The sequence below is a fragment of the Streptomyces sp. NBC_00223 genome, from assembly GCF_036199905.1.
Taxonomy (GTDB): domain Bacteria; phylum Actinomycetota; class Actinomycetes; order Streptomycetales; family Streptomycetaceae; genus Actinacidiphila.
Window position 1 is genome coordinate 169,304 of record NZ_CP108109.1, and the last position, 25,272, is coordinate 194,575.

The window sequence follows — 25,272 nt, forward strand, 5'->3', positions numbered from 1 at the left end:
TCGTACTCCTGTACTGCTGACGGAGCACCTGCCCGGTGGTGAGGTCGTCTGCCGGGAGCTCATTAATCGGCCCTCTGCGGGGCGTGTCCCTGAAGCCGATCAGACGGCCTCGGCCCGGCAGGGCTGGCAGAACTCACGCTGGCCGTCGAACGGCTCGCGACGATGGCCATGCACCCGCCGGGACCGAGAGGTCACAACCCTACCGAAGAGGGCTGCAGAAGGGATGGTCCTCTAATGAGCGACGAGCGACCGGGGCACGACCGGGACGAGGACGGGCCGGACTTCTCCAGCCCCGGGTTCTCCAGCCCCGACTTCTCGAGTCCCGATTTCTCCGGCCCCGACGACTACACGCCGCCGGACTTCGTGGTCCCGCCCTTCGAGGGCCCGGACTACGAGGCGGAGGACGGGGGTTTCTCCAGCCCCGGCTTCTCCAGCCCGGACTTCTCCTCCCCGGGCGGCGAGGGCGAGTCCCACGACGGCCCCCACGGCGACGGCACGTAGCCGCTTGCAGCGCGCCCCCGCCCACGAAGCCCCGCCCCCGCGGCGGGACACGCAGGCGCCCCGGGGGCGCGCCACCGGCCGGCGCCGGGCCGCCTCACCGTCGCGTCAGCGACGCGACGCGGGCCGGGCTGGCGCGGGGCCAGCGCGGGCCGCCCAGATCGCGGTCGGCCGCCCGACGCCTGACCCGCCGCTGACCTCTACGGATTCAGCGCCGGTGCCGCCAGGCCGACCTGAGCACGCGGTCCCGACCGCGCAGGCACCCCCGGGGGCACCGCGCGGCGCAAGCCGCCCCGATCGCGGGCAGCCGGCCGACGCCCGACCCGCCGCTGACCTCCGCGGCTTCAGCGCCCGGCCGCCAGGCCGACCCGACCACGCGCTCCCGCCCGCGCAGGCACCCCCGGGGGCACGCGCGGCGCAAGCCGCCCCGACCGCGGTCGGCCGGCCGACGCCTGACCCGCCGCTGACCGCTGCGGGAGGCCGGGCCGGGCCCGGCCTCCTCCGCGTGGCTCAGCCGTAGCGCGCGCAGCCCGCTCCAGGGCTCAGGCTCAGCGGTCCCGCGCCTGGGGCCCGCGCTGGCTCGGGCATGCCCGGGTGTTCGCGGCGCACCACCGGCCGGCGCCGGGCCGCCTCACCGTCGCGTCAGCGACGCGACGCGGCCTCGCCGATTCCGGCCACCCCGTGTCCGCCCCGCGCGGGGCGGAGCGCCGCTTCTTTCGGCGCTGGCCACGATGACAGCGGTTACTCCCGCGACCCGCGCCGACTACCCCAAAACGTGCCGCAGGCAGCCACGAGCGCGTCCAGAAATCGTTGGCAGCGCTGCGGGAGAGCGCTCTCTGCGAGTCTTGACAGACCGTCGCGGGCCGTCCATCGTCACTCCGGGGCCTGTTGCGCTCACTTCAACAAGGCCGCATCGCAGCCCGCCTTGTCGTCGATCCGCCGACTGGAGTCCCCCCATGCGTCCGTGGAAACGAAAAGCGCTGCCCTACGCGGCAGCCCTCATGCTCGTCACAGGTGCAAGCGCTTTCTCCGCCAGCCAGTCACCCGCGATGGCCGCCCCACCGGCCGCCGCCCGGGCCGCCGCCGCGCAGGCCGCCCAGCCCGCCGCCGCCCAGCCGTGGGCGAACGCCGCGCAGACCCCCGACCAGCGCGCCGACGAACTGCTCGCCGCCATGACCCAGGCCGAGAAGCTGACCATGCTGCACGGCGGAGCCTCCTGCGGCTACGTCGGCTGCGTGGACGGCAACTCCCGCCTCGGCATCCCGGCCCTGCACCTCCAGGACGGCCCGGTCGGCGCCGGCGACGGTCTGTCGAACGTCACGCAGATGGCCGCCCCGGTGGCCGGCGCCGCCACCTGGGACACCGCGCTGATGAAGAGCTACGGCCAGGTGCTCGGCTCCGAGCAGTGGGGCAAGGGCACCAACGTCGTCCTGGCCCCCACCATCAACATCGTGCGGGACCCCCGCTGGGGCCGCGCCTTCGAATCGCTCGGCGAGGACCCGTACCTCGCGGGTCAGTTGGGCGCCGCCGACATCCAGGGCATCCAGAGCCAGGGCCCGATGGCCCAGGTCAAGCACTTCGACGTGTACAACCAGGAGACCAACCGCAACTCCGGCGCGGACAACGCGGTCGTCTCGGACCGGGCGATCCGGGAGATCTACACCCCCGCGTTCCAGGCCGCGATCGACCAGGGGCAGGTCGCCTCGGTGATGTGCTCGTACTCCGAGATCAACGGGCCGTTCGCCTGCGAGAACGGCCCGCAGCAGAACAGCCTGCTCAAGGGCGACCTCGGCTTCACCGGCTTCATCACCTCGGACTGGGGAGCCACCCACTCCACCGTCGCCTCGGCCAACAACGGCCTGGACATGGAGATGCCGGGCCAGGACTACTACGGCACGGCGCTGACCAACGCGGTCAACAACGGCCAGGTCTCGCAGGCCACTCTCAACGACCACACCCGGCGCATCCTGGTGTCGATGTTCCGCCAGGGGCTGTTCGACAACCCCAACACCGGTTCGCTGAACGCCTCGGTCACCTCGGCCGCGCACGCCGCCGTCTCCCAGCAGGTCGCGCAGGAGGGCAGCGTCCTGCTCAAGAACGCCAACGCCGTGCTGCCGGTGACCTCCGCGACCCACTCGCTCGCCGTGATCGGCGACGACGCGGGCACGGACGCGATGACCCAGGGCGGCGGCAGCGCGGGCGTCAATCCCGCGCACCTGATCACGCCGTACCAGGGCATCGCCTCCCGCGCGGGCAGCGGCGCCACGGTGACGTACGCGCAGGGCGTCGGCTCCTCCAGCGGCCAGCTCTCGCCGGTGGGCAGCTCGTACCTCAAGCCGTCCTCGGGCAGCGGCAACGGGCTGTACGGGCAGTACCACAACAGCACCGACCTGTCCGGAGCGGTCGTCGCCAGCCGGGTCGACCCGGTGATCGACTCGGTGTACGGCGGCCAGTCCCCCGCGCCGGGCGTCAACGCCACCAACTGGTCGGTGAAGTGGACCGGTACGCTCACCCCGCCGACCTCGGGCAGCTACACCTTCTCGCTCAACAGCGACGACGGCAGCCGTCTCTACGTCAACGGCCAGCAGGTCATCAACAACTGGTACGACCAGGGCCCGACCACCCGGACCGGCACGATCACCCTGACGGCCAATCAGCCGGTGAGCATCGAGGTGGACTACTACCAGGCCGGCGGCGGCAGCAATGTCAGCCTGGGCTGGCAGATCCCCGGCCAGTCGCTGCACGACCAGGCCGTCACGGCGGCCCGCAACGCCGACACGGCGATCGTCTTCGTCAGCAACTTCGAGTCCGAGGGCGGCGACCTGTCGAACATCGACCTGTCGGCCGCGCAGAACCAGCTGGTCACCGATGTGGCCGCGGCCAACCCCAACACGGTCGTGGTGGTCAACAGCGGTTCCGCGGTGACGATGCCGTGGGCCAACTCGGTGCGGGGCATCGTGGAGAACTGGTATCCCGGCCAGGAGGACGGCAACGCCATCGCGGCCCTGCTCTACGGCGACGTCAACTTCTCCGGCAAGCTCCCCGTCACCTTCCCGGCCTCGCTCAACGACGTCCCCGCCCACACCGCCGCCCAGTGGCCAGGTCAGAACAACACCGTGCAGTACAGCGAGGGCCTCAACGTCGGCTACCGCTGGTACGACTCGCAGAACAAGACCCCGCTCTACCCCTTCGGATTCGGCCTGTCCTACACGACCTTCGCCTACTCCGGACTGACCGTCTCCGCACCGGACGGCTCGGGCAAGGTCACCGTGGCCTTCGACGTGAAGAACACCGGCAGCAGGGCCGGCGCCGAGGTCCCGCAGGTCTACGTCGGCCAGCCCACCTCCACCGGTGAACCGCCCAAGAGTCTGCGCGGCTTCCAGCGCGTCAGCCTCGACGCCGGACAGACCCAGCACGTGACCGTCACCCTGGACGCGCGCAGCTTCCAGTTCTGGAACAACGGCTGGACCAACGCCGCCGGCACCAACACCATCTACGTCGGCGCGTCCTCCCGCGACATCAAGCTCACCGGCCAGACCACCATCGGCTCGGGCGGCGGCACCACGCCTCCCACCGGTGACTCCGTGCTGCCCCGCACGGGGTGGACGGCGAGCGCGTCCGCGACCGGCGGCGGTGACGTACCGGCCCGCATGCTGGACGGCGACTCCGGCACCCGCTGGAGCACCGGCACCCCGATGGTGAACGGCCAGACCGTCACCGTCGACATGGGCGCGGCGCACACGATCGACAAGATCACCATGGACTCGGCGGGCAGCACCAACGACTACGCCCAGGGGTACACCGTCGCGCTCTCCTCGAACGGCACCACGTGGTCGGCCCCGGTGGCGACGGGTACCGGCACCTCGGCGCTGGTCACCGTGCCCTTCACCGCCCAGTCGGCCCGCTACATCCGGGTGACGCAGACCGGCAGTTCGAGTTCCTGGTGGTCGATCGCGGAGTTCAACGCCTACGGCTGAGGCCGTGCGGCCCGGCTGAGGCGCCATTCCCCAGCCGGGCCGTCCGTGGCGGCCACCGGCGCCGGTGCGGTGGCACGACCGGGTTCAGCGGTCCGGGTCCCCGAGGGCCCGGGCCGCTGTGCGTGCCACCGCGTCGGCGACCGCGGCCAGGGCGGGCGAGTCGAGCTTCCACTGCTGCCAGTGCAGCGGTACGTCCACGAATCCGCCGCCCGCGACCAGGTCCACCAGGGTGCCCGCGGCCAGGTGCGCCCGTGCCTGCGTGTCGGGGATCATCCCCCAGCCGAGCCCGGCGGCCACCGCCTCGACGAACGCCTCCGAGGAGGGTACGTAGTGCCGGGCGCGCCCGGGAGTACGCCGAGGCGCGAGCCCGCGCAGAAAGCGGTCCTGGAGGTCGTCCTTGCGGTCGAAGACCACCACGGGCACACCGGCGAGCGCCTGCCGCAGGGGGACGTCCGACAGCCGGGCGGCCACGAAGCCGGGCGCGGCCATCGCCCGGTAGCGCATCCGGCCCAGCGCCCGTACCGAGCAGCCCTGCACCGGCTCGGGCGAGGAGGTCACGGCGGCCATCACCAGGCCCTGGCGGAGCAGTTGGGCGGTGTGGTCCTGGTCGTCGCGGTGCAGGTCGAAGGTGACGGGGAGGCGGCTCGCGACCTCGGCGAGCGCGGGCAGGAACCAGGTCGCCAGGGAGTCCGCGTTCACGGCGATGGGCAGCGCGGTGGGCCCGGCGGCGTCCGTCAGCCCGAGTTCGGCGCCCGCGTCCTGTTCCAGCCGGGCCAGTTGCCGTCCGAACCGTACGACGACCTCTCCGGACGGGGTGAGCCGTACGGGCTTGGAGCGCAGCAGCAGTACGCGGCCGGTGCGCTGTTCCAGGGCCTTGATCCGCTGGCTGACCGCGGAGGGTGTCACGCTCAGGGCCTCGGCGGCGGCCTCGAAGGTGCCCTCGTCGACCGCGGCCAGCAGGGTGCGCACCTGGTCCAGGGGAAGATCGGTCATCGTGGGCGGCCTCCGCCGGTCGCGTTAGCTCTGCTTATCCGGGCTGAGAAACATTAGCTGGTCTGATGGGCGGCGGTGCTTCTAGCCTCGGATCATGCATGGGGCTTTCATCGCGGCACTGGCGGGGCTCGGGACGGGTCTGTCGCTCATCGTGGCCATCGGGGCGCAGAACGCCTTCGTCCTTCGGCAGGGCATCCGACGTGAGCACGTCGCCGCGGTGGTGGGGATCTGCGCGGTCTCGGACATGGCGCTGATCGCGGTCGGGATCAGCGGTATCGGCACGGTGGCGAAGCGGTGGCCGTCCGCGGTGACCGTGACCGGCTGGATCGGTGGCGCGTTCCTGGTCGGTTACGGCCTGCTGGCCGCCCGGCGCGCGCTGCGGCCCGAGCGGCTGAGCGGCGACGGCTCGGTGAGCACGTCGCTGCGGGCCGCGGTGCTCACCTGTCTGGCGCTGACCTGGCTCAACCCGCATGTGTACCTGGACACGGTGCTGCTGCTCGGCTCGGTCGCGAACGGGTACGGCGGTGCCCGCTGGCCGTTCGGCGTGGGCGCGGCGACCGGGAGCGTCCTGTGGTTCAGCGGCCTCGGCTTCGGCGCGCGGCTGCTGTGTCGCCCCTTCGCCAGGCCGGGCTCCTGGCGGGCCCTGGACGTGCTGATCGCCTGCACGATGACCACCCTGGGCGTGCTGATGACGACCCGCCTCTGACCGTTGGACGTCATTGAAAACGGCCTATGAGGCCGTCACCGAATTCGACTGATTGCGCCTCGGCGCCCTGCCGACGAGCGCGGCGCCTCGCCGACACACGGTCCACCGGCACAGCGCAGCGCTCAGCGCCAGTCGCTCGACCACACCTCGTCGCGCCGCACCGGGCGGAAGCCGATCACGGCCGCGTCGTCGCGCCGGCTGCCGACCGAGGCCAGCAGCATGGCGCACAGCTCGGTCAGCGACGCGCCCTCCCGGCGGGCCTGGTCGGCGCCCTGGGCCAGATGGTCCATGCCCTCGGCCAGGTCCTCGCCCGGCACCTCGATCAGGCCGTCGGTGTACAGCAGCAGGGTGTCACCGGTCTTGAGGTCGTAGTGCCAGGTGGTGCGCGGCAGCGTGGGCGCCACGCACAGCGGAAGGTCGGGGCCCGCGCCCTGGAGGAAGCGGGGCGGTCCGTCGGCGGGCAGCAGCAGCGGGGGCGGGTGGCCCGCGTTGGACCAGGCGGCGTGCCAGGCGCCGCCGGGCTTCGGCCGGAGCCGGGCCTGTACGACGGTGACCAGCGGCGCGATGTCCAGCCCGGCGACCACCCGGTCCAGTTGGGAGAGGCTGTCGGCGGGGGTCTGCGAGCGGGACTGGTCGTAGGCGATCACCCGCAGCATGCTGCGCAGCTGGCTCATCGAGGTGGCGGCCTCCAGGTCGTGCCCGGCGATGTCGCCGATGGTGAGGGTGACCGAGCCGTCGGGCAGCAGCAGCGCGTCGTACCAGTCGCCGCCGATCTCGGCGGTCCTGCTGGCCGGCTGGTAGTGCGCGGCCAGCTCCGCGCCGGGCACCTCGGGGGTGGGGGTGAGCAGGGCCCGCTGGAGGGTGAGGGCGGTGTGGCGGGTGCGCTGGAGCTCCATGGCCTGCCGCAGCGGATCGCGCACCTCGTGCAGGATCTCGCCGAGCAGGGCGAGGTCGGCCGAGCCGGGCGGCGGGCTGTCGGCGCAGCCGGCCGCGCAGGCGTAGGCGACAACGGCGGAGTCGATGACGATCGGCACCACGGTGAGGCTGGTGGCCCGGGCGTCGGCGAGCCAGGCGGTCGAGACATCGGGCACGACGCCTTGGGGCGGCTGCCCGGCGGGGAAGACCAGCAGCTTGGGCCGCCGGCTCTCGATGACCTGCTGGGCGACCGGGCCGACGGGGTAGGAGAGGTTGGCGACCGGCGGCAGCGGGGGCAGTCCGCTGCGGGCGGTGGCGGCCACCCGCGCCGCGCTGTACGGGCTGTCCTCCTCCTCGGTGACACCGGGTGAGGGCAGCAGGAACACCGCGCAGGCGTCGGTCAGTTCGGGTACGACGGCGGCGGCGACCGCGGCGAAGGCGTCGGGTACGTCATTGGCCGCGGTGACGGTGGCGACCCGGGCCAGCAGGCGTTCGCGCAGCCGGTTGCGCCACTGGTCCTCGATGTCGGCGGTCGCGCCGATCCACTCCACCGTGACGCCGCCGCGCACCACCGGTACCGCCCGCGACTGGACATGGCGGTACTCGCCGGTCGCGGTGCGCAGCCGGAAGGTGCCCACGAACATCGAGGGGGTGCCGTCGGCGGCGTCCCGCCAGGTCTGCACCAGCCGGTTGCGGTCGTGCGGGTGGACCGCCGACAGCCACTCCCTGTCGACCATCGGCCGCCACGGGGTTCCGGTGAACTCCTCGAAGCCGCCGACCAGTTCGGTGATGTCGCCGTTGGGCTTCATCAGCCAGACGATCTGGGTGACCGCCGACATCAGCGCCTCGTACCGCTGGAGCGCCTGGTGGCGCTGTTCCGACAGCCGCTCGGCCTCCTCGGCGGCCCCGACGGAGGCGGTGAGGTCGACGGCGAGGGCCAGCACCCCGGAGCCGTGCCGGGAGACCACGGGCGAGCAGCTGTAGACGAAGTGCCGGCGGCCGGGGGCGCCGGGCGAGGTGCCCTCGGTGGTGCGCGGCGAGGTGACCTGGCGGGCGGTGCGGCTGCGGTACACCTCGTCGAGCATGACGACGAAGCGGGCCGCGTTGGGCTCGGAGAAGACCTCGGCGGCCGTGGCGCCCATCTCGCGGGGGCCGAACATGCCGTGGAAGGCGTCGTTGTAGTAGACGAGCCGGTGGTCGTCGCCCGCGGTGAGGAGGACGGGCACGATGGCGCGGTCGAACACCTCGGGTTCGAGCTCGGGCACGTCCGCGTCGCTGCCGCTCCTCCTCATCCTCCGATCATCGCGCGACCGGGCGCGCCGGGCGCGCCGAGTGGGGCCACCGAGCCGATATTCGTACAGACGAACGAATAGCGTGGCCGGTCTGCGTATTTCGGCCGACATGCGTCGACACCAGAGAACGACAGCCGGTCACGAGACCGTAACAGGGACCCGCCAACCCCACAGCCTTCCGTAACGTGACCGGCTCACGGCTGCCGCAGCCCGCGGCGCCCCCTTCGGACAGGTCACGTACGTGCGCATATCCACCGCCAGAACCGTTCTGCTCACCGCGGCCCTCACCGGCACCGCCCTGCTCGTCGTGCCGGGCCAGGCCCAGGCCGCCGGTTCTGTGCACCTGGCCAAGATCTGGTACAACTCCCCCGGCAGCGACAACCGCAGCAACACGAGCCTGAACGGCGAGTGGGTCCAGATCACCAACAGCACCTCCAAGGCGGCGAGCCTCAAGGGCTGGACGCTCACCGACGCCTCGCGGCACAAGTACACCTTCGGCACTTTCACGCTGAAGGCGCACAAGTCCGTGAAGGTGAGGACCGGCAAGGGCCGCAACACCGCCACGAACCTCTACCAGCAGCGCGCCGCGTACGTCTGGAACAACGACAAGGACACCGCGACGCTGCGCCGCGCCTCGGGCGCCGTGCAGGACAAGTGCGGCTACAACTCGACGAGGTACGACTACAAGAACTGCTGACCGGGTGAGGCGGCGGCCGGCAGCGGCCGCCGCTTCAAGAAACCGACAACGCCGGAGAGCGCTCTCACCACCGCGCGGACGGGGTCATGGGCCGTTACGCGGAGGCGCGGACGACCAGCCGGGTCGGGGTGACGATCGAGGACAGCGCGGGCACGCCCAGCGCGTCGGCCGGCGGCTCCAGGGTGCGCAGCAGCAGGCGGGCCATCAGCCGGCCCATCTCCTCGATGTCCTGCCGGACCGTGGTCAGCGGCGGGTCGGTCCACTCCGCGACGGACACCATGTCGTCGAAGCCGACCACCGCCACGTCGTCCGGCACCCGGCGCCCGCGCACGCGCAGCACCCGCAGCGCCCCCGAGGCCATCACGTCGGAGGCGGCGAACACCCCGTCGAGGTCGGGAGAGCGTTCCAGCAGCTCGGTCATCGCCCGGGCGCCGCCGTCCGGGGTGAAGTCGCCCTCGGCGATCAGACCGGGGTCGGTGTCGGGGAGCACGTCGCGGAAGCCGTCGAGCCGGTCGACGGAGGCGGGCTGGTCCAGCGGCCCGGTGATGTGGGCGATCCGCCGGCGGCCGCGGGCCAGCAGATGGCGTACGGCGTCGCGCGCCCCGCCCCGGTTGTCGCAGTCGACGTAGAGCGTGCGGCGGCCGAGGGTCTGCTCGCGCCAGGTCGGACGGCCGCCGATGACGATCGGTACCCCGGCCTCCTTGGCGAGCACGGTCAGCGAGTCGTCGGTGTGCAGCGAGAAGATCAGGGCGCCGTCGACATGGCCGCCGGACAGATAGCGGCCGACCCGCTCGTAGTCGGCCACCGCGTCGGTCAGCAGCAGCACCAACTGGTTGTCGTGCGCGGTGAGTTCCTTGCTGATGCCGCGCACCTGGCGGGCGAAGAACGGGTCGGTGAAGAAGCGGGTCTCCGGCTCGGCGACGACCACGGCTATGGCGTCGTTGCGGCGGGTGACCAGGGTGCGGGCGGCCTGGTTGGGCACGTAGCCCAGCTCGTCGACGGCCTGCCGCACCCGTTCGACCAGGGGTCCCCTTACGCCCGCTCCGCCGTTGACCACCCGGGAGGCCGTCGCTCTCGACACCCCGGCCCTGGCGGCGACGGCCTCCAGCGTGGGACGGGGCGCGGGTCGCGGGTCGGACAACGGGTGCTCCTTCGGGCGCGGAGGGCGGAGCTGCGGACGGGCGCAGGTTCGCGGGGACGTCCGTGCGGTGGCCGAGGGGCGTGAGCTGCGGACCAGCCACAGCGTAACGGGTTACATCGTTTTATGAGAGCGCTCTCCGAGATTGATCGAAGACATGAGCGATAAGAGGGCGTGGGCGGGCGGACAGCGGGCAGGTGCCGACAGGCCGCGCGGGGCCGCCGCCGCTACGGTGGAGGTGGTCCGTACCGCGTACGGCCGGTGTCGCCGCAGGTCACCGGGGTATGAGAGCGAAGTACCCGGCGGCCGGCCGGAGGGCCCGGCCGACCGCCGGGCGAACGTCGGCGCACAGCCCGTGCGGCCCGTCGGTACGGCCCGCACGGCCTGCGCCGACGGGCACGGCCCCTGCCGCCCACCGGCGGCCCGTACCGGCCAACGCACCGGCCCGCCGCCCGTCGGCGGACCGGCAGCCGGCCGGCCGCCGGCGGCCGGTGATCCGCACCGAACCCGCCGCCCCGCGGCGGACCGCACCCGACCGCAGAAGGAAGTCGCCCCCATGACCTCAGCAGTGCCCACCCTCACGCTCAACAACGGCTCCACGATCCCGCAGTTCGGCTTCGGGACGTTCCAGATCGAGCCCAAGGACACCCGGCAGGCGGTGCTCACCGCGCTGGAGACCGGCTACCGGCACATCGACACCGCGGAGATGTACGGCAACGAGAAGGAGGTCGGGCAGGCCGTCCGCGACTTCGGCGCGCCGAGGGAGGACGTCTTCGTCACCAGCAAGCTGAACAACGGCTACCACGCGCACGACGACGCGCTCACCGCCTTCGACCGCACACTGGACGAGCTGGGCATGGCCCATGTGGACCTCTTCCTCATCCACTGGCCGCTGCCGGCGGTCGGCGACTTCACGGAGACCTGGAAGGCGCTGGAGGAGGTCTACCACTCGGGCCGGGCCAAGGCGATCGGGGTGTCCAACTTCCAGCAGGCGCACCTGTCCCGGCTGCTCCAGAAGACCGAGGTGATTCCCGCGGTCAACCAGATCGAGATCCACCCCTATCTGGTCCAGGACGATCTGCGGGCCTTCTGCGCCGACCACGGGATCGCCGTCGAGGCATGGGCACCGCTGGCCAAGGGCAAGGTCGTCCACGAGCCGGAGATCACCGCCATCGCGGAGCGGCTGGGCCGGACGGCGGCGCAGGTGACGCTGCGCTGGCACCTCCAGCGCGGTGACATCGTCTTCCCCAAGTCGGTCACCCGCTCCCGGGTCGAGGAGAACTTCCGGGTCTTCGACTTCGAGCTGACCGAGGCGGACATGGCCGAGATCACCGGCCTCGACCGCGGTGAGCGCACCGGGCCGGACCCGGACACCTTCAACTACGTGCCCTGAGACCCCGTGGGCGGCCGGCCCCGGGTGGGACCGGCCGCCGCGACGGCGGTGCTCAGCGGCCGAGCGCCTTGCTCAGTTCGTCCTTGCTCATCTGCGAGCGGCCCTTGATGCCGCGCTGCCGGGCCTCGTTGTAGAGCTGGTCCCTGGTGGGGCCCTCGGCGCCTGAGTGCGAGCGCTGCCCGCCGCGCCGACCGGAGGAGATGTCCTGCGTCGAGGTGCGGCTCGCGGTACGCGACTCGCCGGACCTGGCCCGCTCCTTGTTGACCGTGCGCGAGGCGATCTCCTCCGCGCGCTTCTCGGACTCGCCCCGGTCGCGGGCGCTGTCCTTGATGTGCTCGTACTGCCGCTCCCGCTTGGCGTTCGATCCTCGGGGCATGGCGCTCACCTCTCGTCGGCGGGCCCGCGGACCCGCGCGGGCCGTACGTCCTGTGCGTGCGCCTGCCCGGGCCCCGCCCGCGTACGCACGCGGTCCCAGTGTGGGCACCGGGTGACCGCCCCCGGCCACCGCTCCTGGTCCGTTCGGGTACGGCCCGGGACGTACCGGCGCGCGGGGGCGGCCGCGCCCGTACCGTCACAGCACGTGCTGCCCCTTGCCGAGCGCGATCACACCGGCCGCGGACACGGTGTACAGCTCGCGGTCGCGGTCCGGGTTGACGCCGATCGTGGCGCCCGGGGGCACGTCCACGTTCTTGTCCAGGACGGCGCCGCGCACGATCGCGCCCCGCCCGACCCGTACGTTGTCGTGCAGCACCGAGCCCTGGACGACCGCGCCCGCGTCCACGATCACGCCCGGCGACAGCACCGAACGCGTGACCTGGCCGCGGATCACGCACCCCGGGCTGATCACCGACTCCCCCACGATGCCGCCCGCCGCGATCTTGGCGGGCGGCAGCTGTCCGGGGTGGGTGTAGATCGGCCAGCGGCGGTTGTAGAGGCTGAAGGCGGGCCGGTCGGAGATCAGGTCCATGTGCGCGTCGTAGTACGCGTCCAGGGTGCCGACGTCCCGCCAGTAGCCGTGGTCGCGGGCGGTCTCGCCGGGCACGTGGTTGCGGTCGAAGTCGTAGACCTGGGCGACGCCCTGCTCGGTGAGCCGGGGCAGGATGCTGCCGCCCATGTCGTGCACGGACCGGGGGTCCTCGGCGTCCTCGTGCAGCGCGTCCAGCAGGGTCTTGGTCGTGAACAGGTAGTTGCCCATGGAGGCGAAGACCCGGTCCGGGTCGCCGGGCAGTCCCGGCGGGTCGGACGGCTTCTCCAGGAAGCGCTCCACCCGGAACCCGTCGGCGGCCGGGGTGATCACGCCGAACGAGCCCGCCTCGGCCTTCGGCACCTTGATGCCCGCCACCGTGACGCCCGCGCCGTGCTCGACGTGCTGGGCGAGCATCTGCCGCGGATCCATCCGGTAGACGTGGTCGGCGCCGAACACCGCGATGTAGTCGGGCTGTTCGTCGTGCACGAGATTGAGCGACTGCAGGATCGCGTCGGCGCTGCCCAGATACCAGTGCGGGCCGAGCCGCTGCTGCGCCGGGACGGGCGTGACGTAGTTGCCCAGCAGACTCGACATCCGCCAGGTGGTGGTCACATGCCGGTCCAGCGAGTGCGACTTGTACTGCGTGAGGACGCAGATCCGCAGGATTCCGCCGTTCACCAGGCTGGACAGCACGAAGTCCACCAGCCGGTAGGTGCCGCCGAAGATCACCGCCGGCTTGGCCCGGTCCGCGGTGAGCGGCATCAGCCGCTTTCCCGCGCCGCCGGCCAGCACTATGCCCAGTACCGAAGGCCCACCGCTCATCCAGGCTCCCCTTGGGTCGTGTCCGCGTGTCTGCGAAGGAGCCACGCCGTCCTGTCCGTCGACAGCTGTGCTCCTTGCCTTCCCCCGTTGGGGGCCCGGATATTCCATGGGCAGGTGCCGATTCGTCCCAGGGCGGAAGGGGAACAGAAGGAGGACGGGAGGTGAACGGCAGGTTCCGGCCCGCGTCCGGCGCGCTCCCGGGCGGCGGCGCCGCGTTCCGCGTCCTCCTGTGCGCGGCTCGATCGCGCCCCTCGCGCGGCGGTGACGCAGCCGGACGTTCCGCGGTTGCGCGGTTTCCGGCCACAATCTTCGCGGGGTGATCCCCCGCTCCGCCCGTCGGCGCCCCTATCCGGGCCATGACTGATGGGACGTCAGTCGGTTCACGGGCCTGCTGGGGCGGTCACCGGACCTCCCATGGGCCGAATCGTTGCGGTGGTTCCCCGCACGGGCTAAGCACATGCCCTGCGCTCGGGTGCCAATACGGCGGATCTGCCCTGCCGATACCCCTGACGGATTGACTCTTTATTGACGGCTGCAACCTCCCGAACCGGGCACACGTAGGAGAGACAGAGCGTGATGACCAACCAGCACTCCACCGCACCCGTTCCGCTGCGAGCCGGGGAGCGGTTGGCGTTGGCACTGGCGAGGGAAGAGATGATGCAGGACTACCACCGGTGGGAGACCGACCCGGCGACGGTCGTCGGCTTCGGCGCCCGCTGGCCGGTGTCGTGGGAAGTGTTCCAGGCGCGATTCCGCAGCATTCACACCTCGGCCCACTACCAGCTGTTCGAAGTGATCACCGCGGAGGACGCGGTCCCGGTCGGGACCACCTCCCTCAGCGTCGACCAGTCCGTCAACAGCGCCGAATTCACTCTGGTGATCGCTCCCGAGCACCGTGGCCTGGGCTACGCGAGCGAAGCCACCGCACTCACCCTCGACTGGGCGTTCTCCATCGCGTCGCTGGACTCGGTGTGGCTGGAGGTACTGGCTCCCCACACCGCGGCGGTGAACGCCTATCTCAAGGCCGGCTTCCGCACGGCCGGCCGACTGCGCAGCGCCGGTCTGTGGCACGGCACACGCGTCGACAAGCTCCTTCTGGACTGTGTCCCCGATGACCTGGTAGAGAAGAGGTGACCCACAATGTCCTGTCCCGACGTGAACTGCCGCAAGGGTGGTTGCACCACCGACCCCGGCCGAGCCCGGCCGGCCGGCGACAGCGGCCCCAGGAAGGCATGACCGGTCCATCAGGCCCGCCCTGTACGGACCGGTCCGTACGGGGTCCGCGGTCACGCCCCGGCCGTCACCGGCCGGGGTCCCGGTAGCCCGAGGCGCGGCACGCGCTCATCCGTGTGCCGCGTCAGGCACTCAGGGCACCGAGGGTGTCGAGGGACACCTGCCACAGCCGCGCCGCCGCCTCGGGGTCGAGGGCGTACGGCGCCACACCGCGCCGGGTGCCCGGCTTGTTCTCCTCGGCCTCCTGGCAGTCCTCGAAGTAGCGGCCGCCCACTGCGTCGAGCAGGGGCGAGGCCGCCACCAGCACGGAGGTCGCGGCGCCCTGCTGCACGGTCTTCCAGCCCGGGCCCTTCTCACCGCCGACGCGGGCCCGCATCCGCTCCAGTTCCGCTTCGTCCACATGGCGCTGGAGGTTGGTGCGGATGGCGCCGGGCATCAGCGCGTTGACGGTGATGCCGTCGGAGGCCCAGCGCCTTGACGCCTCGACGGCGAAGAGCACATTGGCCGTCTTGGACTGGCCGTACGCCAGCCACGGGTCGTAGGGCCGCCGCTCGAAGTGGATGTCCTCGAAGACGACCGGCGAGGCGAGGTGCCCGCTGGAGCTGACCGAGACCACCCGGGCGCCGCCGTCCAGCGCCAGGGCCCGGTGCAGCCCGGTGGCGAGCGCGAAGTGGCCCAGGTGGTTGGTGGCGAACTGCAGCTCCCAGCCCTGCGGGGTGTGTATCTCGGGCGAGGCCATCACCCCCGCGTTGTTGACCAGGATGTCCAGCGGGCCCTCCCACGCGGCGGTGAAGGCGCCGACGGAGGCGGGGTCGGCCAGGTCGAGCAGCACGACCCTGACCCGCTGGTTGCCGGTGGTGGCGATGATGTCGCGGGCCGCCTCCTCGCCGGCCAGCGCGTTGCGTACGGCCAGGGTGACCTCGGCGCCCGCGGCGGCCAGCGCGCGGGCGGTCTCGACCCCGATGCCGGAGCCGGCGCCGGTGACGACGGCACGCCTGCCGGACAGATGGACGCCCGCCACGACGTCGGCGGCGGTGGAGTCGGGAGTGAAAGGCGTGGTGATACGCGTCGGGGAAGTCATGGGATCCGTTTCCTCAAGGAGTGCGGAAGGGACGGGACTGCCGGTACGCTGATAACCGGAGGAAGCTCCGCATACGGCTTTCAGCTTAAGCGGAGGAGGCTCCGCTTGCAACCGGAGCCTGTGGAAAACCCGCCGTGTCCCGCCACGGCGCCGAGCGTGGAGAGCGAGGAGAGGCCCCGTGCCGGGTACCGCCCCCCGACCGCTGCGCGCCGACGCGCAGCGCAACCGCGACCTGCTGCTGGCCGCCGCCGTAAGGGCGTTCACCCCCGAGGCCGCCGACGGCGAGCCCCGCGCCGAGGTGACGCTCGACGCCATCGCCAAGGACGCGGGCGTCGGGATCGGCACCCTCTACCGTCACTTCCCCACCCGCGAGGCCCTGGTCGACGCCGCCTACCGCAAGGAGCTGACCGGGCTCTGCGACGCCGCTCCCGAACTGCTGCGCACCGCCCCGCCGGACCTGGCCACCCGTACCTGGATGGGCCTGTTCGTCGACTACATGGCGACCAAGCGCGGGATGTCCGACGCGCTCAGGGCCGTGGTCGCCTCCGGCGGCAACCCCTTCGCGCACAGCCGCGACCTGCTGCTCCGCGCGGTCTCCACGCTGCTCGCCGCGGGCGCCGAGGCGGGGACGCTGCGCGCGGACGTGGACGCCAACGATGTGCTGACCGGCCTGAGCGGAGTGTCGATGGCCACCGGCCGGCCCGAACAGCGGGAGCAGGCCGGCCGGTTGCTCGATCTGCTGATGGACGGCCTGCGCCACCGGGCGCCCGGGGCCGGCTGAGCCTTCGGCCCTCTTCCCTGCTCAACCGGTTCAGCAGGGCTTTCTGGGCGGGCGGGCGACGACGTACGGTGAGACGGTCCGCCCACCGTCCAGCCCTGAGGACCCGAGATGGCTCTGTTCGACCTGCCCCCGGACCAGCTGCGCGCCCACCGCAGCGCCTCCAAGGAACCGGCCGACTTCGACCGCTTCTGGGCGGACACCCTCGCCGAGGCCCGGGTGCACGACCTGGACGCGCGTTTCGAGCGCGTGCCCACCGGGCTGGCCACCGTGGAGACCTACGACGTCACCTTCTCCGGCTTCGGCGGGCACCGGATCAAGGGCTGGTTCACCCTTCCCGCCGGCGCCACCCGGCCGCTGCCGCTGCTGACACAGTTCATCGGCTACGGCGGCGGGCGCGGGCTGCCGTACGCCCATCTGCTGTGGGCGTCGGCCGGGTTCGCGCACTTCGTGATGGACAACCGCGGCCAGAGCGCCAGTTGGTCGAGCGGTGACACCGCCGACCCGGTGGGCGGCGCCCCGGCCTCCCCCGGCTTTCTGACCCGGGGCATACAGGACCCGCTCGACTTCTACTACCGCCGGCTCTTCACCGACGCGGTGCGCGCGGTGGAGGCGGCCCGCTCGCACCCGCTGGCCGACGCCTCGCGGACGGCGGCGCTCGGGATCAGCCAGGGCGGCGGCATCACGCTGGCCGTCGGCGGGCTCGTCCCCGACCTCGCGGTGATCGGCCCGGATGTGCCTTTCCTGTGCGACTTCCCCCGGGCGGTCACCCTGACCGACGCCTACCCGTACCGTGAGGTGGGTGACTACCTGGCGGCCCACCGTGGCGCGAAGGCCCGCGCGTTGGAGACGCTGTCCTACTTCGACGGCGTGCACTTCGCCGCCCGCGGCCGGGCCCCCGCGCTCTTCTCCACCGCGCTGGAGGACCAAGTGTGCCCGCCCTCCACGGTGTTCGCGGCCTTCAACGCCTACGCGGGCGACGACAAGCAGATCGAGATCTACGAGTTCAACGGGCACGAGGGCGGCGACGCCTACCAGCAGTCCTTGCAGTTGGAGTGGCTGCGGGAACAACTGCTCGGCACCAATGTGGAATAGAGCGCGGGTTCGTGGGCAGGTGCGCGGCGAACAGTCCTACGAGTGCGAGGCGATGACGTGACCGTAGAGGTTCAGCAGTCGGAAAGCACGTACGAGACGGCGACGAGCGCGTGGTTGCCCGGAGCGCGGGAGGAGGCGACAGGCGGACTGCCGTGGATCGACGACGCCACCGGCGTCGCGCCGAAGGACGCGCGCGTGCTGTCGAGGCTCTTCTTCGACCGGCTCCAGGAGCTGGAAGAGGGCACACATGCCTACCAGTACGCCCGCAACACCCTGATCGAGATGAACCTGGCCCTGGTGCACTTCGCGGCCGGCCGGTACCGCAACCGGCCCGCCACCGACCACGAGGAGATCGTCCAGGTCGGCACGATCGGGCTGATCAAGGCGATCGACCGGTTCGACCTGTCCCGCGAGACGGAGTTCACCACCTTCGCGATCCCGTACATCGTCGGCGAGATGAAACGGTTCTTCCGTGACACCTCGTGGGCGGTGCACGTACCGCGGCGGCTCCAGGAGCTGCGGGTCGAACTCAGCAAGGCCAAGGAGCACATGTCGCTGCTGCTCGACCGCGACCCGACGGTCGCCGAGCTGGCCGCGTATCTGGAGCTGACCGAGGACGAGGTGGTCGAGGGCCTGGTCGCGGCGAACGGCTACACGGCCGGTTCCATCGACACACCGTGGAGCGACGCGGACAGCGGCTCGGACGGCGAGGGGCGCACCCTGGCCGACACCTTCGGCGCCTGCGATCCGGCGCTGGAGCTGGTGGAGGACTTCCACTGCCTGGCGCCGCTGATCTCGCAGCTCCCCGAGCGGGACCGCGAGCTGCTGAAGATGCGGTTCGGCGAGGAGTTGACGCAGGCGCAGATCGGCGAGCGGATGGGCTACTCGCAGATGCATGTCTCCCGGCTGCTCAGCCGGACGATAGCGAAGCTCCGCAAGGGACTGCTCACCCAGCGCTGACGGCGACAAGCGTTCGCGCCCGCACGGCGCGTCGGCCCGCGGATTCCCCGCGGGCCGTCGCTTTGTGCTCGCCGTCACCGAGGACGGCCCCGGGCGGAGGGCGTCCCCGCCGTGCTCAGGTGCCCGTGGCGGACGGCTCCGCCTGCGACAGCGGGGTCGCGATGTCCTCCAGCGAGCGTCCCTCGGCCTTGACCGCGAGCAGCGCCGCCACCACCCCGGCCGCGCACATCAGCGACGCGCCGATCTGGAAGGCCAGCACGGTGTCGCCGACCACTCCGGACTTGGTCAGGTCGGCGAAGACCAGCGGTCCGGTGATACCGCCGGCCGCCGTACCGATGGCATAGAAGAAGGCGATGGCCATCGCCCGGGTCTCCATCGGGAAGATCTCCGAGACGGTCAGATAGGCGCTGCTGGCGCCGGCCGAGGCGAAGAAGAGCACCACGCACCAGCAGGCGGTCAGGGTGTTCGCGCTCAGCGACCCGCGGTCGAAGAGCCAGGCGGTCACGAAGAGCAGCACGCCGGAGAGCAGATAGGTCGACGAGATCATGATCCGCCTGCCGACCGTGTCGAAGAGCCGGCCGAGCAGCAGCGGGCCGAAGAAGTTGCCGCCCGCGATGACCGCGAAGTAGTAGCCGGTGTCGCCGGTACCCACATGGAAGAACGTGATCAGGATGGTGCCGAAGCCGAAGGTGATGGCGTTGTAGAGGAACGCCTGGCCGATGAAGAGCGACAGCCCGAGCACCGCGCGCTTGGGGTACTTGCCGAAGACGGTTTTGGCGATGGTCCCGAAGCCGATGTTCCTGCGCTGGTGGATGGTGATCTCGGTGGTGGGGCGCGGCAGCCGCCGGTGCTTCTCGCGCTCGATCTTCTCCTCGACCGAGGAGACCAGTTCCTTCGCCTCGTCGCCGTAGCCGTGGATGAACTGCCATCGCGGGCTCTCCGGCACGTGCCGCCGTACCAGCAGGATCACCAGGCCGAGCACCACACCGAGGGCAAAGGTGAGCCGCCAGCCGACGTCCTTGGCGAAGATGCCGGTGTTCAGGGCCACGATCGACAACAGGGACCCGCCGACCGCGCCCAGCCAGTAGCTGCCGTTGATGATCAGGTCGACCCGGCCCCGGTACTTCGAGGGGATCAGCTCGTCGATGGCCGAGTTGATGGCCGCGTACTCGCCGCCGATGCCGAAGCCGGTCAGAAAGCGGAAGGTGAAGAACCACCACGACGAGAAGGACAGCGCGGTCATCGCGGTGGCGGTCAGATAGACGGCGAGGGTGATCATGAAGAGCTTGCGGCGGCCGAACCGGTCGGTGAGCCAGCCGAAGAACAGCGCGCCGCAGCAGGCGCCCGCCACGTACAGCGCGGCGGCGAGGCCGGTGATCTGCGCGGAGGTGATCGGCAGACCGCTGCCCTTCTCCGACAGCCGGCCGGCGATGTTGCCGACGATCGTGACCTCCAGGCCGTCCAGGATCCAGACGGTGCCCAGTCCGATCACGATCATCCAGTGCCAGCGCGACCACGGCAGCCGGTCGAGCCGGGCCGGCACATCCGTCGTGACGGTGCCGGTGCTCGGACCGGTGGACGACGGGCCGGACGCGGAGTCAGCCGCGGAACGGGCCATGGAAGATCACCTCCTCGTCGGTCAGTCTCACATCGGTCGACGGACCTCGCGCGACGACCGCTTCCGGTGGGAAGGGCCGTCACCTGCGTGGGTGGATCCGGCCTTTCCCGGTCGTTCGTCTGTCCCCGGCGCCCGCGGTTACGCCCGCCGGATGCGGCCCGCCGCCCGCGCCGCCGGGACATTTCCCGTCCGGCGGTGTAGATACGGGCCGACCCCGTTCGTCGTGAAGGTGACCGTGACCGGAGCACAGCCGAAGGAGTAGTGCCATGAAGTACCTGCTGCTGATCTGCAGTGAGGAGCAGGGGTTCGACGCGACCCCGGAGGAGATGGACGCCACGCCCTGGGCGGAGGAGATGGACCGCCGCGGGATCCGGCTGACGGGCAGCAGGACCCGTGACGCCGAGGACGCCACGACGGTACGGGTCAGGGACGGCGCCAAGCTGCTCACCGACGGGCCGTACGCGGAGACCAAGGAGCAGATGTGCGGCTTTGACATCATCGAGTGCGCCGACCTCGACGAGGCGGTCGAGGTCGCCTCGCGGCACCCGGTGGCCCACCACGGGATGATCGAGGTGCGGCCGTTCTGGACCGGGTGAAGGAGGCGGTCGCCGCGGCCTGGCCCGAGGAGTGGGGCCGGGTCGTGGCGGCGGTCATCCGGCAGACCGGCGACTGGGACCTCGCCGAGGAGTGCGCCCAGGACGCCTTCGAGCGCGCCCTGGAGCGCTGGCCGCGCGACGGGGTGCCGCGCAGGCCGGGGGCGTGGCTGACCACCACCGCGCGCCACCGGGCGCTCGACGTGCTGCGGCGCAGGACGAACGAGGCCGTCAAGCTCCGGGAGACGGCCCGGCTCACGCCGGCTCCCCCGGACGACGACGCCACCGCGGCGCCCGTGGTCGAGGCGGCCGGCGACGCCGTGCCCGACGACCGGCTGCGGCTGATCTTCACCTGCTGTCACCCGGCGCTGCCGCTGCCCGCCCAGGTCGCCCTGACCCTGCGTACGCTGACCGGGCTGAGCACCGCCGAGATCGCCCGCGCCTTCCTGGTGCCCGAGCGGACGATGGCCCAGCGGCTCAGCCGCGCCAAGAACAGGATCAGGAACACGGGCATCCCGTTCCGGGTGCCGCCGAGGGAACTGCTGCCGGAGCGGACCTCTGCCGTGCTGGCCGTGCTCTATCTGCTCTTCAACGCCGGTTACGCGCCCGGCGCCGAGGGTCCCGACCAGCGGCGGGTGACGGCCGAGGCGATCCGGATGGCCCGGCTGCCGGCCCGGCTGCTGCCGCGGGAGCCCGAGGCGGCCGGGCTGCTCGCGCTGATGCTGCTGCACGACGCGCGCGCGGCGGCCCGTACCGACCGGGCCGGTGATCTGGTGCCGCTGGAGGAGCAGGACCGCGGCCGCTGGGACCGCGAGGAGATCGCCGAGGGCGTCGCCGTCCTGGACGCGGCGCTGGCCGCGCGCCGGCCGGGGCCGTATCAGGTGCAGGCCGCGATCGCCGCGTGCCATGCGCAGGCCCTTCGGGCACGGGACACCGACTGGGCGCAGATCGCCCTGCTCTACGGGGAGTTGGCCCGCAGGGCGCCGGGTCCGGTGGTGGAGCTGAACCGGGCGGTGGCCGTGGCGATGGCCGAGGGCCCGGCGGCGGGTCTGGAGCTGGTCGAATCGCTGGCCGCGGCGGGCGAGTTGGCGGGCTACCATCTGCTGCCCGCGACCCGCGCGGATCTGCTGCGCCGGCTCGGCCGCCGCGGTGAGGCCGCGGCCGCCTACCGGGCGGCGCTCGCGCTGGCCCCGACCGAGGCCGAACGCCGTTTTCTGGCCCGCCGATTGTCCGAGGTGGCCGAGGTGTCCGAGGTGTCCGAGGGCGGGGGCTGACCTGCCGGGTGTCCCGGACCGTCCTCGCGGGCGGTCCGGGACACCTGACGTACGGTCAAGAGGTGGTGCAGGCGACGCCGTTGAGGGCGAAGTCGTGCGGTGCGGCGTTGCTGGAGTGATAGGTCGCGGTGAAGCCGATGTCGACCGAACCGCCGGGCGCGATGGCCCCGTTGTAACCGGCGTTGGTGACCGTGACCTTCTGGCCGCTCTGCGACGAGGTGCCGTTCCAGGCGTTGCCGATCTGCTGGTCGCCGCCGAAGGTCCAGGTCAGCGTCCAGTTGTTGATGGTGGACGGTCCCTTGTTGGTGACCGCGACATCGGCCTGGAAGCCGTTGCCCCAGTCACTGCTGACCGTGTAGACCACCTTGCAGCCGGTGCTCGGCGGTGGCGGCGGGACGGTCAGCCGGACGGTGGGCGAGGCCGCCGACAGTGTGCCCGCGGTGTCCACCGCCTTCACGGTGAAGGCGTAGGTGACGCCCGCCGCGAGACCGGTGACGACGAAGCTGTTCGTGGTGGTCGTACCGATCTGCTGCGCCCCCGAGCCGGTGTCCGCGTACACCTGGTAGCCCGCCAGCGGCAGACTGCCCGGGGTGGCGGCCGGCCAGCTCAGGGTGACCGAGGAGCCGCTGACCGCCCCGGTCGTGGGTGTGCCGGGCGCGGACGGCGGGGTGGAGGTGCCGCTGCCGGGCAGGGTGGTGAAGGAGACGGTGTCGGACGGCGCCGACACCTGCCCGCTGTCGTCGCGTGCCTTGACCCCGTAGCGGTAGGCGGTGCCCGCGGTCAGCGGGGACAGCGTGACGCTGGTGGTCTTCGCGTCGGTGGACACGGTCTTGGTCCAGGTGCCGTCGGCGCCGACCTGGAAGACGTCGTACCCGGCGAGCGGGCGGTCACCGGCCGTGGACGCGGTCCACGACAAGGTGGCCGAGGTCTGCGTGACGGCGGTGGCCTTGGGCGCGCCGGGCGCGGACGGCGGGGTGGCCGTGCCGGTCCCGCCGCCGCTCGGGGCGGTGCCCCACACCGGGGTCGCGCCGTCGTACAGGACCATGTTGTTGACGGTCACCGGGGTGGAGCCGGGGACGGTGGACACACCCTGGTACGACCAGTCGTTCTTGGGGTCGTGCGGGCCGGGGAAGATGAGCCGGAACTGCACCTCGCGGTGGTACGCCGACTGCCCCGCGGGCACGATGTCCTGGCCCTCGCAGCTGATCGTCACGTAGTAGACGTTCCCGGAGAACTGTGTCGGGCCGGTCGGGGCCAGGCACTGGTTGTACGCCGAGGAGAACGTGATCTGCGAGGCGGTCGTGCCCGGGTCGAGGGTGAAGTAGTAGCGGAAGCTGCCGTGGGTGAGGTGACGGGCGGGCCAGCCGGACTTGTTGACGACCTGCGCCTTGATCTCGTAGAAGTTCGTGCCCGCCGCGTTCACCGCGGCCTGCAGGAACTCCTCGGGCCCGTCCGGGGTCTCCTTGGGCGGGAAGTTGGCCAGCGGGGTGCCGCCGAACTCGTCGCTGAGCGCGGCCAGCGCGCTGGAGAAGCCCGCGTTGTAGTCGAGGGCGCCCTCGGTCTCGCCGTAGTTGGCGCGGTCGTCGGTGAAGCCGTCGTCGGCCGAGCCGGGACCGCCGACCAGCAGACCGTAGTCGAGGTGCCGGGTGGTGGCCGGGTCGGTCATCGACTGGTCCCACGAGCCGTGCGCGGCCCGGCTGTGCGGATTCTGCGGCCACTTGGTGTTCTTGCCCGAGTTGGTGAACCCGATCTCGTAGCTCTCCTTGTTCGGGTTGTCACCGAGCACGTAGTTGATCTGCCGCACCCCGAAGTCGTGGTACGTCTGCGCCTTGGTGGCGTCCTTGCCCTGGCTCTTCAGCCAGGCGCCGAACTGGAGGGCCACATAGGCGGTGTTGGAGGAGTAGCGCAGCGAGCCCCAGGTGTCGACGAACGCCTCGCCGCCGGGCGAGTAGGCGACCTTCTGCCCGTTGACCCCGGTGGTCCACCAGTCGAGCCAGCGCTCGGCGTCGTCGACGTACTGCTGCTTGCCGGTGAGTTCGGCCAGCAGCACATAGTCGCCGTAGCTCTTGTCGTCCCAGGCCAGCGTCCAGTTGTACTCGGGCGTGGTGGTCTGGTTCATCTTCGGCAGCTGGGCGTAGTACGTCTCCGCCTTGGTGAGGTACGCGCTGTCGCCGGTGGCGCGGTAGAGCCAGATGGCGCCCCAGACCAGCTCGTCCCAGTAGCCGCTCCAGGAGTTGTAGTAGCCCTGGGCGGCGGTGATGCACTTGTCGTACGTACCGCGGTAGGTGTCGGCGAAGGTGTAGAGCTGCTTGGCGTTGGTCAGCAGGGTGGCCGCGTAGGCGGCGTCGCTGGACTTGAAGACCATGGACGAGGAGGCGAGCGCGGCCGCCGCCTCACCGGCGAGGTCCGAGCCGGGGCAGGACGCGTCGATCTTGAACGAGGGGCGCGGCTCGGGGTTGGCCTCGGGCGGTCCCCAGAAGGCGTGGTCGGTACCGCCGTCGCCGACCTGGCCGTAGAGCACATTGGCCGACGGGTGCGCCTTGAGCAGCCAGTCGTCGCCCCAGCGCAGATTGCGCATCAGATACGTGTTCTGGCCGCTCTTGGTGTAGCCGGACGACTCGTCGATGCCGCCCCAGCCGAGCATGGTCATCGAGAAGGCCATCGGGAAGCCGAACTTCACCTCGTCGCCGGCGTCGTGGTAGCCGCCGGTCAGATCGAGTTTCGCGTCGGCGCCGTCGGTGAGGTCGGAGTCGCCGCGCCAGGTGACGCGGTTGTCGGCGGGGAGCTTTCCGGAGCGCTGGGACTCGTAGAAGAGCATCGAGTCCTGGAGCGCCTCGGCGTAGTTGTAGCTCGAAGCGGCGGCGGGCGCCGCCGGGGCGGCGGCATGCGCGGCGGGCGCGCCCGCGGTGGCCACGAGGGCCAGCGGAAGCACGGCGGCCACGGCGGTGACGGCCGCTGCCCGGACGCGCCGCAGGGCACGCACGGGCGGGATACGGAGTCTGGGCACGCGTCCTCCTGGGAGGGCGATGGTCGTGGTGGGGGGAAGACGCGCCCACCGGCGGCCGGCCGGGAATCGGGTGGAATCCCCGAACGGCCACCTGTGGGAGCGCTCCCACATGCTCGCCCTCGTACTCACACACCGTCAAGCGTCCTGCGGACGGCGCCGCCCCCGTCGGACATTCCTCCCGGCCGGCGGCGGAGCGGGGGGCGTCCGGCAGGGCCGGCAGGGGGCATTCCGGCCT

Annotated in this window: 19 protein-coding genes; 11 read left to right on the plus strand and 8 right to left on the minus strand. The window is 71.8% G+C overall.

Annotated features, from left to right (window positions below; genetic code table 11):
- Window positions 1–234: 234 nt before the first annotated feature.
- Together OHA30_RS00745 and OHA30_RS00750 are read left to right on the plus strand one after the other, a co-directional pair.
- Entirely contained in the window at window positions 235–501 is a 267-nt protein-coding gene (locus OHA30_RS00745) for a hypothetical protein (RefSeq protein WP_328911800.1), read from the plus strand.
- 1,046 nt (window positions 502–1,547) lie between these two features.
- On the plus strand, window positions 1,548–4,475 hold the full coding sequence (locus OHA30_RS00750) for a glycoside hydrolase family 3 C-terminal domain-containing protein (protein ID WP_328911801.1): 2,928 nt from the start codon (window positions 1,548–1,550) through the stop codon (window positions 4,473–4,475).
- Window positions 4,476–4,559: 84 nt separating this feature from the next.
- On the opposite strand, the gene OHA30_RS00755 is transcribed toward OHA30_RS00750, so the two are convergent.
- Complete coding sequence (locus OHA30_RS00755) at window positions 4,560–5,468, minus strand: LysR family transcriptional regulator ArgP (RefSeq protein ID WP_328911802.1); 909 nt, start codon at window positions 5,466–5,468, stop codon at window positions 4,560–4,562.
- 94 nt (window positions 5,469–5,562) lie between these two features.
- On the opposite strand from OHA30_RS00755, the gene OHA30_RS00760 reads away from it, so the two are divergent.
- Window positions 5,563–6,174 (plus strand): LysE/ArgO family amino acid transporter, encoded by a 612-nt coding sequence (locus tag OHA30_RS00760; RefSeq protein ID WP_328911803.1) that lies wholly within the window; start codon window positions 5,563–5,565, stop codon window positions 6,172–6,174.
- Window positions 6,175–6,296: 122 nt separating this feature from the next.
- Here OHA30_RS00760 and OHA30_RS00765 read toward each other — a convergent pair whose 3' ends face one another.
- Window positions 6,297–8,381 (minus strand): SpoIIE family protein phosphatase, encoded by a 2,085-nt coding sequence (locus OHA30_RS00765; protein ID WP_328911804.1) that lies wholly within the window; start codon window positions 8,379–8,381, stop codon window positions 6,297–6,299.
- Window positions 8,382–8,622: 241 nt separating this feature from the next.
- On the opposite strand from OHA30_RS00765, the gene OHA30_RS00770 reads away from it, so the two are divergent.
- Entirely contained in the window at window positions 8,623–9,078 is a 456-nt protein-coding gene (locus OHA30_RS00770) for a lamin tail domain-containing protein (protein ID WP_405785994.1), read from the plus strand.
- A 94-nt stretch (window positions 9,079–9,172) separates the two neighbouring features.
- Here the strand turns inward: OHA30_RS00770 and OHA30_RS00775 are convergent, their stop codons facing one another.
- Window positions 9,173–10,219: a LacI family DNA-binding transcriptional regulator gene (locus OHA30_RS00775; RefSeq protein WP_328911805.1), complete on the minus strand. Its 1,047-nt coding sequence runs from the start codon at window positions 10,217–10,219 to the stop codon at window positions 9,173–9,175.
- Between the two features lie 553 nt (window positions 10,220–10,772).
- Here OHA30_RS00775 and OHA30_RS00780 point away from each other — a divergent pair.
- Window positions 10,773–11,609: an aldo/keto reductase gene (locus OHA30_RS00780; protein WP_328911806.1), complete on the plus strand. Its 837-nt coding sequence runs from the start codon at window positions 10,773–10,775 to the stop codon at window positions 11,607–11,609.
- Between the two features lie 52 nt (window positions 11,610–11,661).
- Here the strand turns inward: OHA30_RS00780 and OHA30_RS00785 are convergent, their stop codons facing one another.
- Both OHA30_RS00785 and glgC read right to left on the minus strand, forming a co-directional pair.
- Window positions 11,662–11,985: a plasmid stabilization protein gene (locus OHA30_RS00785; protein WP_328911807.1), complete on the minus strand. Its 324-nt coding sequence runs from the start codon at window positions 11,983–11,985 to the stop codon at window positions 11,662–11,664.
- Window positions 11,986–12,180: 195 nt separating this feature from the next.
- Window positions 12,181–13,398, minus strand: coding sequence for a glucose-1-phosphate adenylyltransferase (gene glgC / locus OHA30_RS00790; RefSeq protein WP_328911808.1), 1,218 nt, complete (start codon window positions 13,396–13,398; stop codon window positions 12,181–12,183).
- Window positions 13,399–13,974: 576 nt separating this feature from the next.
- Between glgC and OHA30_RS00795 the strand changes: the two genes are divergently transcribed.
- A complete protein-coding gene (locus OHA30_RS00795) occupies window positions 13,975–14,532 on the plus strand; it encodes a GNAT family N-acetyltransferase (RefSeq protein WP_328911809.1) in 558 nt (185 codons plus the stop codon).
- A gap of 223 nt (window positions 14,533–14,755) precedes the next feature.
- On the opposite strand, the gene OHA30_RS00800 is transcribed toward OHA30_RS00795, so the two are convergent.
- Window positions 14,756–15,712, minus strand: coding sequence for an SDR family NAD(P)-dependent oxidoreductase (locus OHA30_RS00800; RefSeq protein WP_328911810.1), 957 nt, complete (start codon window positions 15,710–15,712; stop codon window positions 14,756–14,758).
- Between the two features lie 178 nt (window positions 15,713–15,890).
- Here OHA30_RS00800 and OHA30_RS00805 point away from each other — a divergent pair, with 178 nt between their 5' ends.
- From OHA30_RS00805 to OHA30_RS00815, 3 genes are all read left to right on the plus strand, one after another.
- Window positions 15,891–16,493: a TetR/AcrR family transcriptional regulator gene (locus OHA30_RS00805; RefSeq protein WP_328911811.1), complete on the plus strand. Its 603-nt coding sequence runs from the start codon at window positions 15,891–15,893 to the stop codon at window positions 16,491–16,493.
- A gap of 108 nt (window positions 16,494–16,601) precedes the next feature.
- Window positions 16,602–17,585, plus strand: a complete 984-nt coding sequence (locus OHA30_RS00810; protein ID WP_328911812.1) for an acetylxylan esterase — start codon at window positions 16,602–16,604, stop codon at window positions 17,583–17,585.
- Between the two features lie 57 nt (window positions 17,586–17,642).
- Window positions 17,643–18,545, plus strand: coding sequence for an RNA polymerase sigma factor SigF (locus tag OHA30_RS00815; RefSeq protein WP_405785991.1), 903 nt, complete (start codon window positions 17,643–17,645; stop codon window positions 18,543–18,545).
- 115 nt (window positions 18,546–18,660) lie between these two features.
- On the opposite strand, the gene OHA30_RS00820 is transcribed toward OHA30_RS00815, so the two are convergent.
- Window positions 18,661–20,163: an MFS transporter gene (locus OHA30_RS00820; RefSeq protein WP_328911813.1), complete on the minus strand. Its 1,503-nt coding sequence runs from the start codon at window positions 20,161–20,163 to the stop codon at window positions 18,661–18,663.
- 266 nt (window positions 20,164–20,429) lie between these two features.
- Here OHA30_RS00820 and OHA30_RS00825 point away from each other — a divergent pair, with 266 nt between their 5' ends.
- Both OHA30_RS00825 and OHA30_RS00830 read left to right on the plus strand, forming a co-directional pair.
- A complete protein-coding gene (locus tag OHA30_RS00825) occupies window positions 20,430–20,759 on the plus strand; it encodes a YciI family protein (protein ID WP_328911814.1) in 330 nt (109 codons plus the stop codon).
- Complete coding sequence (locus tag OHA30_RS00830) at window positions 20,756–22,030, plus strand: RNA polymerase sigma factor (RefSeq protein ID WP_328911815.1); 1,275 nt, start codon at window positions 20,756–20,758, stop codon at window positions 22,028–22,030. Before OHA30_RS00825 ends, OHA30_RS00830 begins: the two co-directional genes overlap by 4 nt.
- A 55-nt stretch (window positions 22,031–22,085) precedes the next feature.
- Here the strand turns inward: OHA30_RS00830 and OHA30_RS00835 are convergent, their stop codons facing one another.
- Window positions 22,086–25,037: a glycoside hydrolase family 9 protein gene (locus OHA30_RS00835; RefSeq protein WP_328911816.1), complete on the minus strand. Its 2,952-nt coding sequence runs from the start codon at window positions 25,035–25,037 to the stop codon at window positions 22,086–22,088.
- Between the last annotated feature and the right edge of the window lie 235 nt (window positions 25,038–25,272).